The organism is Pseudomonas sp. TS_SC_3, from assembly GCF_056156225.1.
This window is the reverse complement of sequence record NZ_CM149586.1, coordinates 838,142-854,720: the sequence shown is the minus strand read 5'-3', so window position 1 is coordinate 854,720 and position 16,579 is coordinate 838,142. Positions and strand designations below refer to the sequence as shown.

At 58.1% G+C, this 16,579-nt stretch carries 14 protein-coding genes; 4 read left to right on the top strand and 10 right to left on the bottom strand.

Annotated features, from left to right (window positions below):
- Positions 1-77: 77 nt before the first annotated feature.
- Together mfd and AC0J6G_RS04130 are read left to right on the top strand one after the other, a co-directional pair.
- A complete protein-coding gene (gene mfd / locus AC0J6G_RS04135) occupies positions 78-3,515 on the top strand; it encodes a transcription-repair coupling factor (protein WP_475251563.1) in 3,438 nt (1,145 codons plus the stop codon).
- Positions 3,516-3,526: 11 nt separating this feature from the next.
- Positions 3,527-4,066, top strand: a complete 540-nt coding sequence (locus AC0J6G_RS04130) for a CsiV family protein (RefSeq protein WP_475251561.1) — start codon at positions 3,527-3,529, stop codon at positions 4,064-4,066.
- Positions 4,067-4,117: 51 nt separating this feature from the next.
- Here the strand turns inward: AC0J6G_RS04130 and AC0J6G_RS04125 are convergent, their stop codons facing one another.
- The 4 genes from AC0J6G_RS04125 to AC0J6G_RS04110 are packed head-to-tail and all read right to left on the bottom strand — an operon-like array spanning position 4,118 to position 7,165.
- Positions 4,118-4,855, bottom strand: a complete 738-nt coding sequence (locus AC0J6G_RS04125; protein WP_475251559.1) for an S-methyl-5'-thioinosine phosphorylase — start codon at positions 4,853-4,855, stop codon at positions 4,118-4,120.
- Positions 4,856-4,865: 10 nt separating this feature from the next.
- Positions 4,866-5,864 (bottom strand): beta-N-acetylhexosaminidase, encoded by a 999-nt coding sequence (nagZ, locus tag AC0J6G_RS04120; RefSeq protein WP_475251557.1) that lies wholly within the window; start codon positions 5,862-5,864, stop codon positions 4,866-4,868.
- 21 nt (positions 5,865-5,885) lie between these two features.
- On the bottom strand, positions 5,886-6,410 hold the full coding sequence (locus AC0J6G_RS04115) for a L,D-transpeptidase family protein (RefSeq protein ID WP_475251555.1): 525 nt from the start codon (positions 6,408-6,410) through the stop codon (positions 5,886-5,888).
- 47 nt (positions 6,411-6,457) lie between these two features.
- Complete coding sequence (locus AC0J6G_RS04110) at positions 6,458-7,165, bottom strand: TetR/AcrR family transcriptional regulator (protein WP_475251553.1); 708 nt, start codon at positions 7,163-7,165, stop codon at positions 6,458-6,460.
- A 272-nt stretch (positions 7,166-7,437) separates the two neighbouring features.
- Between AC0J6G_RS04110 and lexA the strand changes: the two genes are divergently transcribed.
- The gene (lexA, locus tag AC0J6G_RS04105; protein ID WP_475251551.1) at positions 7,438-8,049 is read left to right on the top strand and encodes a transcriptional repressor LexA; all 612 of its coding nucleotides are present in this window, start codon (positions 7,438-7,440) and stop codon (positions 8,047-8,049) included.
- Positions 8,050-8,132: 83 nt separating this feature from the next.
- Positions 8,133-8,609: an SOS-induced cell division inhibitor SulA gene (sulA, locus tag AC0J6G_RS04100; RefSeq protein WP_475251549.1), complete on the top strand. Its 477-nt coding sequence runs from the start codon at positions 8,133-8,135 to the stop codon at positions 8,607-8,609.
- A gap of 107 nt (positions 8,610-8,716) precedes the next feature.
- On the opposite strand, the gene AC0J6G_RS04095 is transcribed toward sulA, so the two are convergent.
- From AC0J6G_RS04095 to fadB, 6 genes are all read right to left on the bottom strand, one after another.
- On the bottom strand, positions 8,717-8,950 hold the full coding sequence (locus AC0J6G_RS04095; protein ID WP_475251547.1) for a hypothetical protein: 234 nt from the start codon (positions 8,948-8,950) through the stop codon (positions 8,717-8,719).
- A 78-nt stretch (positions 8,951-9,028) separates the two neighbouring features.
- Positions 9,029-9,547, bottom strand: a complete 519-nt coding sequence (locus AC0J6G_RS04090) for a DUF6586 family protein (RefSeq protein ID WP_475251545.1) — start codon at positions 9,545-9,547, stop codon at positions 9,029-9,031.
- A gap of 65 nt (positions 9,548-9,612) precedes the next feature.
- Entirely contained in the window at positions 9,613-12,222 is a 2,610-nt protein-coding gene (gene topA, locus AC0J6G_RS04085; protein WP_475251543.1) for a type I DNA topoisomerase, read from the bottom strand.
- 125 nt (positions 12,223-12,347) lie between these two features.
- On the bottom strand, positions 12,348-12,584 hold the full coding sequence (locus AC0J6G_RS04080; RefSeq protein WP_475251541.1) for a DUF1653 domain-containing protein: 237 nt from the start codon (positions 12,582-12,584) through the stop codon (positions 12,348-12,350).
- A gap of 161 nt (positions 12,585-12,745) precedes the next feature.
- Positions 12,746-13,921: an acetyl-CoA C-acyltransferase FadA gene (fadA, locus tag AC0J6G_RS04075; protein WP_475251539.1), complete on the bottom strand. Its 1,176-nt coding sequence runs from the start codon at positions 13,919-13,921 to the stop codon at positions 12,746-12,748.
- Positions 13,922-13,951: 30 nt separating this feature from the next.
- The gene (fadB, locus tag AC0J6G_RS04070; protein ID WP_475251537.1) at positions 13,952-16,099 is read right to left on the bottom strand and encodes a fatty acid oxidation complex subunit alpha FadB; all 2,148 of its coding nucleotides are present in this window, start codon (positions 16,097-16,099) and stop codon (positions 13,952-13,954) included.
- Positions 16,100-16,579 lie beyond the last annotated feature (480 nt).

Here is a 16,579-nt window from a genome sequence, read left to right as displayed (position 1 = left end):
GCACGACTGTCGAAACTGACACCGCACATAAACGCCCGTTACAATCGGCGCCCTTGTGCCATGACCGTGAGCCGCCTGTGTCCGTACTGCGCCTACCGTCCCTGCCGGCCACCGCCGGCAAACAACATTGGGGCAACCTGCCCGGAGCCGCGCTGAGCCTGGCGATTGCCGAAGCGGCCAGCGATGCCAAACGCTTCACCCTGCTGCTGACCGCTGACAGCCAGAGTGCTGAACGCCTGCAGGAGGAGCTGAGCTTCTTCGCTCCGGATTTGCCGGTGTTGCATTTCCCCGACTGGGAAACCCTGCCCTACGACTTGTTTTCGCCGCACCAGGACATCATTTCTCAGCGGATTGCCGCGCTTTATCGCCTGCCGGAACTGAAGCACGGCGTCTTAGTAGTGCCCATTACCACCGCCCTACATCGCCTGGCACCCAAGCGCTTCCTGCTCGGCAGCAGCCTGGTCATGCAGGTCGGTCAGCAACTCGACGTCAACCAGATGCGCGCCAACCTGGAAGCCGCAGGCTATCGCTGCGTCGATACGGTGTATGAGCATGGCGAATTCGCCGTACGCGGCGCGTTGATTGATCTGTTCCCGATGGGCAGCCACCAGCCGTTTCGCATCGACCTGTTCGATGACGAAATTGAAACGCTGCGCACCTTTGACCCGGAAACCCAGCGCTCCATCGATAAAGTTGAATCGATCAAGCTGCTGCCGGCGCGTGAGTTCCCGCTGGAGAAAAAAGCCGTTACCGATTTCCGCGGGCGTTTTCGCGAACGCTTTGACGTGGATTTCCGTCGCTGCCCGATTTACCAAGACCTCAGCACCGGCATCACCCCTGCGGGCATTGAGTACTACCTGCCACTCTTCTTCGAAGAAACCGCCACCCTCTTCGATTATTTACCTGCCGACACCCAGGTATTTTCCCTACCGGGTATCGAGAAAGCCGCTGAGCAGTTCTGGGTGGATGCACGCAGCCGCTACGAAGATCGCCGCGTAGACCCGGAACGGCCACTGCTGCCACCCGCCGACATTTTCTTGCCGGTGGACGACTGCTTCGCCCGCCTGAAAAACTGGCCGCGTGTAGTGGTCAGCCAGGATGACATCGAAGCAGGTGTCGGCCGCCTGCGCTTCAACGCCAAGCCACTCCCCGACCTGGCGATCCAGGCCAAGGCCGGCGAACCACTGGCCGCGCTGCGGCGCTTTATCGAGGAATACCCAGGCCGCGTGCTGTTCTGCGCCGAGTCCGCCGGCCGCCGCGAAGTACTCCTAGAGCTGCTTGCCCGACTCAAGCTGAAACCCAACGAATTCGAAAGCTGGCCCGCGTTCACCGCCAGCAAAGAGCGCTTGGGCATCTGCATCGCACCGCTGGATGACGGCCTGCTACTAGAAGACCTGGCTCTGGTCGCGGAAAGCCCGCTGTTTGGTCAGCGCGTCATGCAGCGCCGACGCCGCGAAAAATCCCGCGATGGCGGCGATAACGTCATCAAAAACCTTACCGAGCTGCGCGAAGGCGCGCCGGTGGTGCACATCGACCACGGCGTCGGCCGCTACCTGGGCCTGGTGACCATGGAGTTTGATGGCCAAGCCGCCGAATTCCTCGCCCTGATGTACGCCGAAGAAGCCAAGCTGTATGTGCCGGTCTCCAGCCTGCACCTGATCGCCCGCTACACCGGCAGCGATGATGCCCTGGCGCCCATGCACCGCCTGGGCTCAGAAATCTGGCAGAAAGCCAAACGCAAAGCCGCCGAACAGGTGCGTGATGTGGCCGCTGAACTGCTCGACATCTATGCCCGCCGCGCGGCCCGCGAAGGCTATGCCTTTGCCGACCCCAAGGCTGACTACAGCACCTTTAGCGCCGGCTTCCCCTTCGAAGAAACCCCTGATCAGCAAGCCGCCATCGAAGCGGTGTACCGCGACATGCTCTCCGCCAAACCGATGGACCGCCTGGTATGTGGCGATGTCGGCTTCGGCAAAACCGAAGTAGCGATGCGCGCCGCCTTTATTGCGGTGCACGGCGGCAAGCAGGTCGCAGTGCTTGTACCGACCACCCTGCTCGCCCAACAGCACTACAACAGCTTCCGCGACCGCTTCGCCGACTGGCCGGTAAAAGTCGAGGTGATGAGCCGCTTCAAGTCGGCCCGCGAAGTCAGCGACGCCATGCAGCAACTGGCTGAAGGCAAGGTGGATATCGTCATCGGCACCCACAAGCTGCTGCAGGCTGATGTCAAATTCAACAACCTAGGCTTGGTGATCATCGACGAGGAACACCGCTTCGGCGTGCGCCAGAAAGAACAGCTGAAAACTCTGCGCAGCGAAGTCGATATTCTCACCCTCACCGCCACCCCGATCCCGCGCACCCTGAACATGGCCGTCGCGGGCATGCGTGACCTGTCAATCATCGCCACACCGCCGGCGCGTCGCCTGTCGGTACGCACCTTCGTCATGGAGCAGAACAACCCGACCATCAAGGAAGCGCTGCTGCGTGAACTGCTGCGCGGCGGCCAGGTGTACTACCTGCACAACGACGTAAAAACCATCGAGAAATGCGCCGCCGACCTTGCCGAACTGGTACCGGAGGCCCGCATCGGCATTGGCCACGGGCAGATGCGCGAGCGCGAGCTGGAACAGGTGATGGGCGACTTCTATCACAAACGCTTCAACGTGCTGATTGCCTCGACCATCATCGAAACCGGCATCGACGTACCCAGCGCCAACACCATCATCATTGAACGGGCCGACAAATTCGGCCTGGCGCAGCTGCACCAGCTGCGTGGCCGCGTCGGCCGCAGTCACCACCAGGCCTACGCCTACCTGTTGACGCCGCCACGCAAGCAGATGACGGATGACGCGCAGAAGCGCCTGGAAGCTATTTCTGGCGCCCAGGATCTCGGTGCAGGCTTCCTGCTGGCCACCCATGACCTGGAAATTCGCGGTGCAGGCGAACTGCTCGGTGACGGCCAAAGTGGGCAGATTCAGGCGGTGGGCTTTACCCTCTATATGGAAATGCTCGAGCGCGCGGTGAAATCCATCCGCAAGGGCGAGCAACCCAACCTCGACCAGCCGCTGGGCGGCGGCCCGGAAATCAACCTGCGCGTGCCAGCGTTGATTCCCGACGACTACCTGCCGGACGTGCACGCCCGCTTGATCATGTACAAACGCATTGCCAACGCCACCGACGAGGATGGCCTGAAAGAACTGCAAGTGGAGATGATCGACCGCTTCGGCCTGCTGCCTGAGCCGAGTAAAAACTTGGTGCGCATGACTCTGCTGAAATTACAGGCAGAAAAACTTGGGATCAAAAAGGTTGATGCCGGCCCTCAGGGTGGGCGTATCGAGTTTACCGCCGACACCTGCGTCGAGCCGCTGACGCTCATCAAACTGATCCAAAGCGCGCCAAACCGCTACAAGTTCGAAGGCGCAACAATGTTTAAATTCCAAGTGCCGATGGAGCGCGCGGAAGAACGATTCAATACCCTGGAAGCGCTGTTTGCGCGCCTAACTCCCTCTCAGTAAAGGACCGCCCCATGCGCACGCTCCACACCCTGGCCCTGCTACCGCTTATTCTGCTGAGCCTGCTCGGCAGCACGGTCACCCTGGCGGACAGCCTGCACCAAGTTGAAGTGATCGTCTTCCGCCAGGCAGGCGAGCCGATCTCAGCCGGTCAGTTGCCGCCCGACAACTGGGCGCAGAGCGCGCTGCCAGTGGACAGCAGCAACAGCATCAGTCCCGCACTCAATGCTGAAACTGGAAAACTCAACCCATCCAGCGGTTACCAAGTGTTGCTGCATCAAGCCTGGACACAGAGCGTGGGTGAATCGAGCAGCCGCGTCGCCATTAGCACCGGCGCAGAGCAGTTCGGTCACCATCCCGTCGAAGGCACCATCAGCCTCAAAGGCGGCCGCCTGATTGAGCTGGACAGCGACATCTGGGTCAACCAGTTCGATACCAGCGGCACCTTGATTGACAGCGAGCGCATCAAGCAAAGCAGCCGACTGAAAAGTGCTGAGCTGACGTTTGTGGATAACGGCAGCTTGGGTTTGCTGATCCGGGTCAGGCCGCTGTAAGGGCATAAAAAAGGGCCGCATCATGCGGCCCTTTCTTTGAAAAAAATCCACTTAGCTAGACAGCACCCTCGCCAACACAGCCTTGACCGTACCCATACCCTCTTCAAGCGCACGCTCGATTTCCGCCATCGTGATCAGCGCACGTGACTTGCCCGCTGCCGGGTTTACCACCAGCGCCAGGCAGGCATACGGCAAGGCCAACTCACGGGCCAGCACCGTTTCTGGCATGCCAGTCATGCCAACGATATCGCAGCCATCACGTTCCATCCTTGCAATTTCAGCCACGGTTTCCAAGCGCGGCCCCTGGGTACAACCGTACACACCATGGGTGCTGAATGAGCAGTACTCGGCGGTCAGCGCATGAGTCAACCTGGTGCGCAACCCTGCATCGTAGGGATGGCTGAAATCCACGTGGGTGACATGCTCAAGCTCGCCCTCAAAGTAGGTGTGCTCGCGCCCATAGGTGTAGTCGATGACCTGATGTGGCAAGCAAAAGTGCCCCGTGCCCATGGCCGAATGAATACCGCCGACCGCATTCACCGCGATAATGGCTTGGGCGCCCGCCTCACGCAGCGCCCACAGGTTGGCGCGATAGTTGACCTGATGCGGCGGGATGCGGTGCGGGTGACCGTGACGCGCGAGAAACAGCACTTCGCGGCCGGCATAGTCGCCTTTGAGCACCGAAGCAGAAGGCGCGCCATAGGGCGTATCCATATGCAGCGCGGCCTTGATGGTCAGACCGTCCAGCTTGGTCAGACCCGTACCGCCAATGATCGCGTAAACCGTCATCTACCCTTCCTCAGTCGATTAATTGCGCATCGCGCAGGCTGCTAATTGCCGCCAACCAACGCGGGCGCTGCCGATATTCAATCCCCGTAAACTGCTGACGACGCATCCGCGCCAGACCTTGCGGTGGCGTGACCTGAAGGCGCTGCAACGCGCTCAACGCCAGCTCTGCCGCAGCTCGGTCGTTGCATACCAGCCCCATGTCACAGCCTGCCGCTAGCGCCGCTTCAATCCGACATGCAGCATCACCGACCACGTGAGCCCCGGCCATGGACAGGTCGTCGCTGAAAATAACCCCATCAAAAGCCAGCTCCCCACGCAAAATGTCTTGCAGCCAGCGCCGAGAGAAGCCAGCGGGCTGGCTATCCACTTGCGGGTAAATCACGTGGGCCGGCATTACTGCGGCTAATTGCCGACTCAGCTGGGCAAACGGCTGCAGGTCATTGGCTCGAATCTCCTCCAAGCTGCGCTCATCCACCGGGATGGCGACGTGAGAGTCGGCCTCAGCCCAGCCGTGCCCAGGAAAATGCTTGCCGCATGCTGCCATACCGGCAGCATTCATCCCGCGGATAAACGCGCCAGCCAGCAAGGTGGCACGCTGCGCATCGCCCTCAAAGGAGCGACTGCCGACCACGGCACTGCGCTGATGGTCGAGATCCAGCACCGGGGCAAAGCTCAGGTCCAAACCTGCAGCCAGCACCTCGGTAGCCATGACCCAACCGCACTGCTCAGCCAGATGCTCGGCATTGGCGTTGTCGGCCAGCGCACGCATCGCCGGCAAGCGCACAAAACCCTGACGCAGACGCTGTACACGCCCGCCTTCCTGATCCACCGCCAGCAGCAAGTCCGGCCGCACCGCGCGAATGGCTGCAGACAGTTCGCGCACCTGACGCGGGTCTTCGATATTGCGGGCAAACAAAATCAGCCCAGCCACCTGCGGCTGGCGCAGAATCTGCCGATCCTCAGCGGTCAGCCAGGTGCCGGCGATATCCAGCATCAATGAACCTTGCATGCGTGTACTCACAACCCGTCCTTAAATAAGAGGCGCCGCGGCCCACTCGGGGCAGGCAGCCTCGTCAATCTGCACCGCGCATTGAATCGGCACGCGCGCAAACAGCTCCAGCAGGTCGCTGTTGCGCATACGCACGCAGCCATGCGACAGCGCCACGCCCATAGGCTCGCTGTCCGGCGTACCGTGTATGTAGATATAGCGGCGAAAGGTGTCGACAGCGCCCAAACGATTGCGCCCAGGCTCACAACCACTCAACCAGAGAATGCGCGTAAGAATCCAATCGCGACCAGGGAATTGCGCGTGCAACTCGGGCGACCAAACTTCGCCTGTCCAGCGTCGTCCGCGCAGTACAGCCGCGATGGGTAAACCGTCACCAATCTTCGCCCGCACCTTATGCAAACCACGTGGTGTACAGCCAGAACCATTGCGCTCTCCGGCACCATTGAGCGCGGTGGAAACACTTAAGCGAAGCTGCAGCTGCCCGCTGGCAAAGCCATACAGACACTGATCAGCGAGGGAAATATGCAGGAAATCGAGAGAAACCATGGGCGGCTAGCTTAGCGGATAGCATCCACCAAGCCCACCCACAGCAATCAAACTTTGCTAGGAACAGCCGCTGTCTTAGTGCGCGGTTTGAGCTGGGCGCTGGCCAAGGCCTCGTCAGTCAGCGCCGTTTCGGAGCGCATGCCTGCCGCCAAAAAGGGCACCATCAAGCGCATGACCTGCTCAATCGAGGTGTTCACTCCAAAATCCGTTTCCGACATGGCCCGCAGAGCTTTGATCCCAGACATGCTGAATGCGGCGGCACCCAACATAAAATGTACGCGCCAGAACAGTTCAAGCGGTGGGATACGCGGCACGGCTTCATGCACCAGCTGCATATAGCGGCGAAACACCTTGCCGTACACCTCTTCGAGGTACTTACGCAGGTGACCCTGGCTCTGACTGAAGGCCAAGCCCAACAAACGCATGAAGATTGAAAGGTCGTTACCACTGCGCGGCTTTACGACCAACGCTTGCTCAACCAGCAACTCAAGCAGTTCTTCCAGATTGACCTTGCCATCCGGCTTGGCCTGACGACGGTCAAGCTCACGCTCCAAGCTCACACAAAAAGGCCCGAGAAAACGCGAGAAAACCGCCTGAATCAACGCTTTTTTCGAACCGAAGTGATAGTTCACCGCAGCCAGATTCACTCCGGCCTTACTGGTGATCAAACGCAGAGATGTTTCTGCGAACCCCTTCTCCGCAAAAAGCTGCTCTGCCGCATCAAGAATGCGCTCAACGGTTTCTGACTGGGCCATGGCTTTTTTCATCTAAACAAACACTTGTTTGAAACATACGTTTCAGCCGCCTGCCTTGTCAAGCCGGGCCGACCATCTTGTGGCTAAGCGGTCACGTAATATCCAGCAGGACCGCACACTCATCCTAGCTAGACGCCCAAAGAACACCCCGAGTAACAGTGCACTACACGGACAGTACTGAGGTGGATTGAGCACCGACAAGGTCGCAAAGATTGCCAACCGCCAATCACTGTATATAATCCCAGTCACTGTACAAAAGAACAGAGTCCCTCATGCTCAAACTGACGCCGCGCCAAGCTGAAATCCTAGCCTTCATCAAGCAATGCCTTGAAGACAATGGCTACCCGCCCACACGAGCAGAAATCGCCTTAAAACTGGGTTTTAAATCACCCAACGCAGCGGAAGAACACCTCAAAGCACTGGCCCGTAAAGGCGCAATTGAAATGACTCCGGGGGCCTCACGCGGCATCCGTATCCCAGGCTTTGAACCTAACGCCGAAGATGAAGAAGGCTTGCCGGTAGTGGGGCGCGTTGCCGCTGGCGCCCCGATTCTGGCGCAGCAAAATATCGAAGAAGTCTGCCGCATCAACCCAGAATTCTTCCATCCCAAGGCTGACTACTTGCTGCGCGTGCGCGGCATGAGCATGAAGGACATCGGCATCTTTGATGGCGACCTGCTAGCCGTGCACACCACACGCGAGGTGCGTAACGGCCAAGTGGTAGTGGCACGCATCGATGACGAAGTCACAGTCAAACGCTTCAAGCGCGAAGGCAACAGAGTCTGGCTAATTGCGGAAAATCCGGAATTCTCACCCATTGAGGTCAACTTGGAAGACCAGGATCTGATTATTGAAGGCTTAAGCGTCGGCGTTATTCGACGCTAGCCGGACACAGAAACCCAGGCGAGGCCTTTAAACGCGCCATCGACAGTACAGGTAGCACGCAGCCGCCTGCTCGTGGAGGATCTATGCAGTTTCCACATTCACTGAACCGTACACAGCTACCCTTGTTCGATGCGTTTCTGGCCTCAACTGTGCCGCCATTACTTGCCAAGAGCGACGATGTACCTTGGCAGGATGAGGCAACAGAGGCTTTCAGTGAGCTGTCGCTGCGTGGCGCAGCCGGACACTGCCTGAGCCTGCTTGCGCCAATATTGCGTGACCTCAGCGAAAACCATGACGGGCGCTGGCTAACGTTGATAGCCCCACCATCGAGCATAACTCAACGCTGGCTACGCGAAGCGGGTCTAAACCGTGAACGCATCCTCCTGCTACATCTGCGTGGCGCACAAAGCGCCCTACAGCTCGCGCAACAGGCGTTGTCGCTGGGCCGAAGCCATACGGTGATTAGCTGGTTGCATCCGCTTGAACGGCAAACGCGGCAGCAACTTGAGCAGGCTGCTCGCCAGGGCAAAGCACAGAGCCTAAATATAAGCTTGGGATGATCAAACAAGGTGGCGCACAAGGATTGTGCACACCTCCGACAGCGGTTTGATACCAAGAGAGTCAGGGGCAGATAGAGCGCGCTACGTCAAAGCGAGCCCCTCTGTACTCAGTGCAGAACTCGAGGCCCGTCTTCGTGCTGAAAGTTATTTTCTGCCAACCGACCCGCCATCTGTACACCGACATTGAGCATGGCCTTGGCCACTTCGACATGTTGCCCCTGCAAAAACGCCTTGGCATCAGCAGAGAAGTCCAACACGACTAACGACTCTTCATCTTCTCCACGGCGCAGGGCGATGCGCCCGTCGGGTAACTCGACAATTTCCAGGAATGATGTAGGCATTAACTTGGCTCTCCGTGAAAGTCGCACAGTGTAACAGCCGACCTGAGCTCGCCCTAGCCCACCGATCCAATCAGCGCCTTACCACTCGCTCAGCGTCTCTCGAAAGCGCTGCGCCACGGCTTTCAGCTGTTGACGCCAGGCCTCAAGCGCTTCATGAGCTAACAACTCGACTTCTTCATCAAGGTTAACGGCTGTGATCAAAGGCGTAGCGGGGTCAACCTTAGCTTTCTTGCCAGCCTGTGGTGGCTGAAACAGCTGCGCGTAGGCGTTTAGAAGCTGAGCCACCCAGCTATCGGGCGACTGTGCCAGCTCCACCAACTCGCCCAGCTCTTGGCTCGGAGCCGCCTGTAGCACCGCTTCAGTAAGAAAGCGCTCAACACGCGGCGCGGTGCTATCCGGCAACCGGTAGTAGCCGGCAATTTCATGGCACAGCCCCAACAAGGCGCCGTACAAATGAAACAGCGCAGCCTCGCGCTCAGCCTGGATCAGGGCCAATGCGTTCATGCTCTGGTCCTGTTCGGCTTTGCGCCAGGACTCCAGCGCTAACCCGGCGTAAAAGATTTTCTGGTTGGTGCGGGTATAGAGTTCATTAGCCATACGGCCCCCATTTGCTCGGATAACCCTGCACGCGCCGATCATCGACAGGCGCGTATTCAGCGCAATCAGCTCTTGTCTTCGACCTGCCACTTGCCGCCATCGTAAAACGCACGCCAACCAGTCGGCTTACCTTCAACCTCAGTTTGCACGTACTGCTCTTTGGTCTTGCGGCTGTAGCGGATGACTGCTGGACGACCTTGCGGGTCCTTCGCCGGCGCATCGCAAAGGAAGTGGTACTTGGGATCAATCTCATCGCGATGCGGGATTATTTCCAATACCAGTGGCGCTCGGGTTTCGCGGTTTTTTGGAAACTGACTGGCCGCCAAGAAAAGCCCAGAGGCACCGTCACGCAAGATATACGTGTCGTTAACCTTCTCGCACTTCAGCTCCGGCATTTTCACCGGGTCCATCTTCGGTGGCGCCGCCTCGCCGCTTTTCAGCAGCTTGCGGGTGTTTTTACACTCGCTGTTGGTGCAACCAAAGAACTTGCCAAAGCGACCGGTCTTGAGCTGCATCTGGCTGCCACATTTATCGCAATCCAGGCTTGGGCCTTCATAGCCCTTGATCCGATACTGGCCCTGCTCGACCTCATAACCGGCGCAATCCGGGTTATTACCGCAGATATGCAGCTTGCGTGTTTCATCGAGCAGATAGGCGTCCATTGCCGTCGAGCAGATCGGGCAGCGGTGCTTGCCGAGCAGCACGCGCGACTCCGACTCACCCTCATCATCAGCGGCAATTTCATCGCCTGGCACCAAGTTGACGGTGGCCTTGCAACGCTCTTTGGGCGGCAGCGCATAACCCGAACAACCGAGGAACACACCGGTAGACGCAGTACGTATTGTCATTGGCCGCCCACAGTCGCGGCAGGCAATATCAGTCAGCGTCGGCTGGTTGGCACGCATGCCACCTTCGCCGGCTTCGGCCACCTCAAGCTTCTTCTTGAAATCACCGTAGAACTCATCCAGCACGTGCTTCCACTCGCGCTCGCCATGAGCCACATCATCCAGATGCTCTTCCATGCCGGCGGTAAAGCCGTAGTCCATCAGGTTAGAGAAACTTTCAGATAGACGCTCGGTGACGATCTCACCCATTTTCTCGGAGTAGAAACGACGGTTGTGCAGCACCACATAACCGCGATCCTGGATGGTGCCAATGATCGCAGCGTAGGTCGACGGACGGCCAATACCACGCTTTTCCATCTCTTTAACCAAACTGGCTTCCGAGTAGCGCGCCGGTGGCTTGGTGAAGTGTTGGCTGGGATCGAGCTTGATCAGTTTGAGCGCGTCACCCTGATTCATTTCCGGGAGCACGTCGTCATCGCCCGGTTTGCTCAGCTGCGGCAGCACGCGGGTGTAACCATCAAATTTGAGAATACGGCCCTTGGCACGCAGTTCAAATTGCGCAGCGGTCACGGTAACCGTGGTCGACAGGTATTCGGCCGGTGGCATCTGGCAGGCCACGAACTGGCGCCAGATCAGCTCGTACAGACGCTCAGCGTCGCGCTCCATACCCGACAGTTGAGTCGGCTTGAGGTTGACGTCGGAGGGACGGATCGCTTCGTGCGCTTCCTGCGCGCCTTCCTTGCTGCTGTAAGCAATCGGGTTGGCCGGCAGGTACTTTTTGCCGAACTCGCCCTCGATAAAGTCACGCACCATGCTCACAGCATCGGCCGAGAGATTGGTCGAGTCGGTACGCATATAGGTGATGTAGCCGGCCTCATACAGACGCTGGGCCATCATCATGGTCTTCTTCACCCCAAAGCCTAGGCGGTTACTCGCGGCCTGCTGCAGGGTGGAGGTAATAAACGGCGCCGAAGGCTTGCTGCTGGTCGGTTTGTCTTCGCGCTTGCTGATGCTGTAGCTGGAGGCTTTCAGCGTGGCCAGGGCCGCCATAGCCTGGGCTTCATTCAGCGGTTTGAAGGCTGCGCCGTTCTCGCGCGCCACTTCAAAGCGCACATTGGCGCCTTTGGCCGTGCCAAGATCGGCATGCACTTCCCAGTATTCTTCAGGAACAAACGCGCGGATCTCTTTCTCACGCTCGACCACCAGCTTTACCGCTACGGACTGCACACGGCCAGCCGACAAACCGCGGGCGATCTTCGCCCACAGCAGCGGCGAGACCATATAGCCCACTACGCGGTCGAGGAAGCGCCGCGCCTGCTGGGCGTTGACGCGGTTGATATCCAGCTCACCCGGCTTGGAAAACGCTTCCTGAATCGCCTTCTTGGTGATTTCGTTGAACACCACGCGTTTGTAACGGCTGTCGTCACCACCAATGGATTCGCGCAGGTGCCAGGCAATGGCTTCCCCCTCGCGGTCCAAGTCGGTTGCGAGGTAGATGGTGTCGGCATCCTTGGCCAAACGGCGCAGCTCTTCGACCACCTTCTCTTTGCCCGGAAGGATCTCGTACTTGGCTTTCCAGCCGTGTTCGGGATCAACCCCCATGCGCGCAAACAACTGACGCTTGGCTTTCTCCTTGGGTGACAGCGCCGGCACTTCGCCCGCCGCAGCCTTGCCACGCTTGACTGGCTCTTTGGCGGTGCTTGCCGAACCACTGGTGGGTAGGTCACGGATGTGGCCGATGCTCGACTTCACCACGTACTCGTTACCCAAGTACTTGTTGATGGTCTTGGCCTTGGCCGGGGATTCCACGATGACCAGCGATTTGCCCATGGATTGGAAAATTCCTGAAATTCGATAAATAAATGCGGGAGGCGCTGTACTGCCTGCTAGCGCGGCCCCGCTATATATAGTGGTGGTCCGGCAGAGGTCAAGCGCAGCAACGGCCCGATGTCAGCTCACGGCCGAGTGAATAGCGCGGTTTCAGCCTGAATCAAAGCAAAGCGTGGAACCTTCTCGCCGTCCACCTCAACATTCTCACAGAACATCTCCAACGGTCGCACCCACAAGCCAAACTCGCCGTACAGCGCCTGATAGACCACCATCGCCTGTTCCGTTTCGGAGTGCTGGGCGACGCCAAACACACGGTACTCAGGGCCTTTGTAGTGACGATAAAGGCCTGGCTGTAACTGCATAAATGCATTCCTTGAAGTTTTCTGCTGATAAACATATTACGAAAGACATGTTGCATGCAGCCAAACGCCAGCGCGGGGAGTGATGACTGTAATGGGGCGAACCAAAAAACAAAAACCGGGGCGCTTGGCCCCGGTTTTTCCACCTTCTAAATCTGTAAAGCTTACAGACGTTCGAAGACGGTGGTGATGCCTTGGCCGAGACCTACGCACATGGTCGCCACACCGAAGGTGCCGCCATTTTGCTTCATCACGTTCAGCAGGGTACCGGAGATACGCGCACCGGAACAACCGAACGGGTGACCCAAAGCGATCGCGCCGCCGTGCAGGTTGACCTTCTCTTCCATCTTGTCGAGCACTTTCAGGTCCTTCAGCACAGGCAAGGCCTGGGCAGCGAAGGCTTCGTTAAGCTCGAAAAAGTCGATGTCATTGATGGTCAGGCCAGCACGCTTGAGGGCCTTGTGAGTCGACGGTACTGGACCGTAACCCATGATCGCCGGATCAACGCCGGCCACTGCCATGGCGCGAACCACAGCCATCGGCTGGATGCCGAGATCCTGAGCACGTTGGGCGCTCATGACGATCATGCAGGAAGCGCCGTCAGTGATCTGCGAGGACGTACCTGCAGTCACGGTACCGCCTTTCGGGTTAAACGCAGGCTTCAGCGCCGCCAGGCTTTCCAGAGTGGTTTCCGGACGAATGGTTTCGTCGTAGTCGAAGACCTTCAGGAAGCCGTTCTCGTCGTAGCCTTGCATCGGGATGATTTCATCCTTGAACTTGCCTTCGACGGTGGCTTTCTGAGCCAGACGGTGCGAACGCTCACCGAACGCATCCTGCTGCTCACGGCTGATGCCATGCATCTTGCCAAGCATTTCAGCAGTCAGACCCATCATGCCCGAGGCCTTGGCCGCGTACAGAGACAGGTGCGGGTTTGGATCAACGCCATGCATCATGCCGACGTGGCCCATGTGCTCCACACCGCCGATAACGAACACGTCACCGTTACCGGTTTGGATCGCCTGTACTGCAGTGTGCAGGGCGCTCATGGACGAACCACACAGTCGGCTCACGGTTTGAGCAGCACTGGTGTGCGGGATCTGGGTCATCAGCGACGCCATGCGCGCGATATTCCAGCCCTGTTCCAGGGTCTGGTTAACGCAGCCCCAGATCACGTCTTCCACTTCAGCTGGATCCAGCTTGGTGTTACGTGCCAGCACGCCGCTGATCAGGTTGGCCGACATGGTCTCGGCACGGGTGTTGCGATGCATGCCGCCCTTGGAACGACCCATCGGGGTACGACCGAAGTCGACGATGACTGCATCTCTAGGATTCAGGCTCATAAATTCACTCTCGCTCTAGTCGTTGCGCGATTAACCGAAAAACTTCTGGCCGTTAGCAGCCATTTCGCGAAGCTTGGCAGTCGGGGTGTACAGCGCGCCCAGCTCGGCGTATTTGTCGGCCAGGGCAACGAACTCGGCTACACCGACGGTATCGATGTAACGCAGCGCACCACCGCGGAAGGGCGGGAAGCCGATGCCGTAGATCAGGCCCATATCGGCCTCAGCTGCAGTATCAACGATGCCGTCTTCCAGACAACGCACGGTTTCCATGCACAGAGGAATCATCATGAAGTTGATGATGTCTTCATCAGTCACTTCACGCTGCTCGGTCACGATGGACTTGAGCAGATCGTAGGCAACCGGATCAGAAACCTTCTTCGGCTTGCCGCGCTTGTCCATTTCGTAGGCATAGAAGCCTTTGCCATTCTTCTGGCCCAGGCGATCTGCTTCATACATCACGTCGACCGCAGTACGGCCTTCAACAGCCATGCGATCCGGGAAGCCTTCAGCCATTACGTCACGGCCATGGTGACCGGTGTCGATACCGACCACGTCGGACAAGTACGCCGGGCCCATCGGCCAGCCGAACTTCTCCATGACTTTGTCGATACGCATGAAGTCCACACCGAAACCGAGCAGCTTGGAGAAGCCACCGAAGTACGGGAACAGCACGCGGTTAACCAGGAAGCCTGGGCAGTCATTGACCACAACCGGGGTCTTGCCCATTTTCTTGGCGTAGGCAACGGTGGTAGCAACAGCTACATCGCTGGACTTCTCGCCACGAATCACTTCAACCAGCGGCATCATGTGCACCGGGTTGAAGAAGTGCATGCCGACGAAGTTTTCCGGACGCTTGAGGGCCTTGGCCAGCAAGTTGATCGAAATGGTCGAGGTGTTGGAAGCGAGGATTGCATCCTCTTTAACAACGCCTTCCACTTCAGCCAGCACGATCTGCTTGACCTTAGGGTTCTCGACAACCGCTTCAACCACGATATCAACAGCGCCGAAGTCGCCATAAGACATGGTCGGGCGAATAGCGGTGAGAGCCTGAGCCATCTGCGCAGCAGTCATACGACCCTTGGCAACACGACCGCCGAGCAGCTTGGAAGCCTCGGCCAGACCCATCTGGATACCCTCTTCACGGATATCCTTCATCAGGATCGGCGTGCCTTTGGACGCCGACTGATAGGCGATACCGCCACCCATGATGCCGGCGCCGAGCACGGCAGCCAGTTTCACGTCTTTGGCGATCGAGTCGTATTGCTTGGACTTCTTCTTCAGCTCCTGATCATTCAGGAACAGGCCGATCAGGCTGGCAGCCACTTGGGTTTTAGCCAGTTTAACGAAACCAGCCGCTTCCACTTCCAGCGCTTTATCGCGGCCGAAGTTAGCAGCTTTCTGAATGGTCTTGATCGCTTCAACCGGCGCCGGGTAGTTCGGGCCAGCCTGACCTGCAACGAAACCCTTAGCGGTTTCGAAGCACATCATTTGCTCAATTGCGTTGAGCTTGAGCTTTTCCAGCTTCGGCTGGCGCTTGGCCTTGTAGTCCAGCTCGCCAGAGATGGCGCGCGCGATCAGGTCAAGAGCGGCGGCTTGCAGCTTGTCAGCAGCAACCATGGCGTCCACTGCGCCTACTTTCAGGGCGTCAGCGGCTTTGTTTTCTTTACCACCGGCAATCCACTCAACAGCGTTATCGGTACCGATAACCCGTGGCAGACGCACGGTGCCGCCAAAACCTGGGTAGATGCCCAGCTTGACTTCTGGCAGGCCAACTTTGGCGCCTTCAGCCATGACGCGATAATCCGCGGCCAGGCACATTTCAAAACCACCGCCCAAGGCGATGCCATTGATAGCGGCGACGGTCGGAACATTGAGGTCTTCAAAATCACTGAAGATCTTGTTGGCTTCGAGGTTGCCAGCCACCAGCTCTTCGTCTGGTAACTTGAAGTTATCGACGAACTCGGTGATGTCAGCGCCGACGATAAATACGTCTTTGCCACTGGTGACAATCACGCCCTTGATCGAACCATCGGCCTTGATCGCATCAACAGACTGACGCAGTTCATTGAGGGTAAGACGGTTGAATTTGTTGACGGATTCACCCTTGAGGTCGAATTTCAATTCGACAATGCCACTCTCAAGAGCCTTAACCGTGATGGCTTTACCTTCGTAAATCATCAACTGATCTCCACGGTATGGAAGCTGAACAGTACACATCGGAGCCAACCAGCAAGCTACTCCACGGCATAGCCGCCTCAGAGTAGCCCCTATCAGCCTGGCACACCCACCGACGCGATAATCGGGCTGTGAAGGCGGCGCCTTTGCAGGCAAACGCTCAATTCATACGCCCGTTTGATTTGGGTGTGCACACCTTCAAGGAAAAGCACCTGCTTGTCAATTGGCCTGCAGTGCCTGTAAGGGCGTACAAAAAATTACGTTCAGGCTGCCAGCAACGCACAGACCAACCTGTAGCGAACAGGCGACCATCCGCAGCGATCTTTAGCAAAACCGCTAACTTTTTACGCAACGAGCGACCCCGTGCATTTCTAGCAAAATGATTTGGCTGCAGGTACAGTCCGCTCAATACGGGCGCTTTAAGCAGCCCGTAGCAATAACAAAAACAATTAGAGCCCAGTAAAGGGCGTACGGAGTATCCCC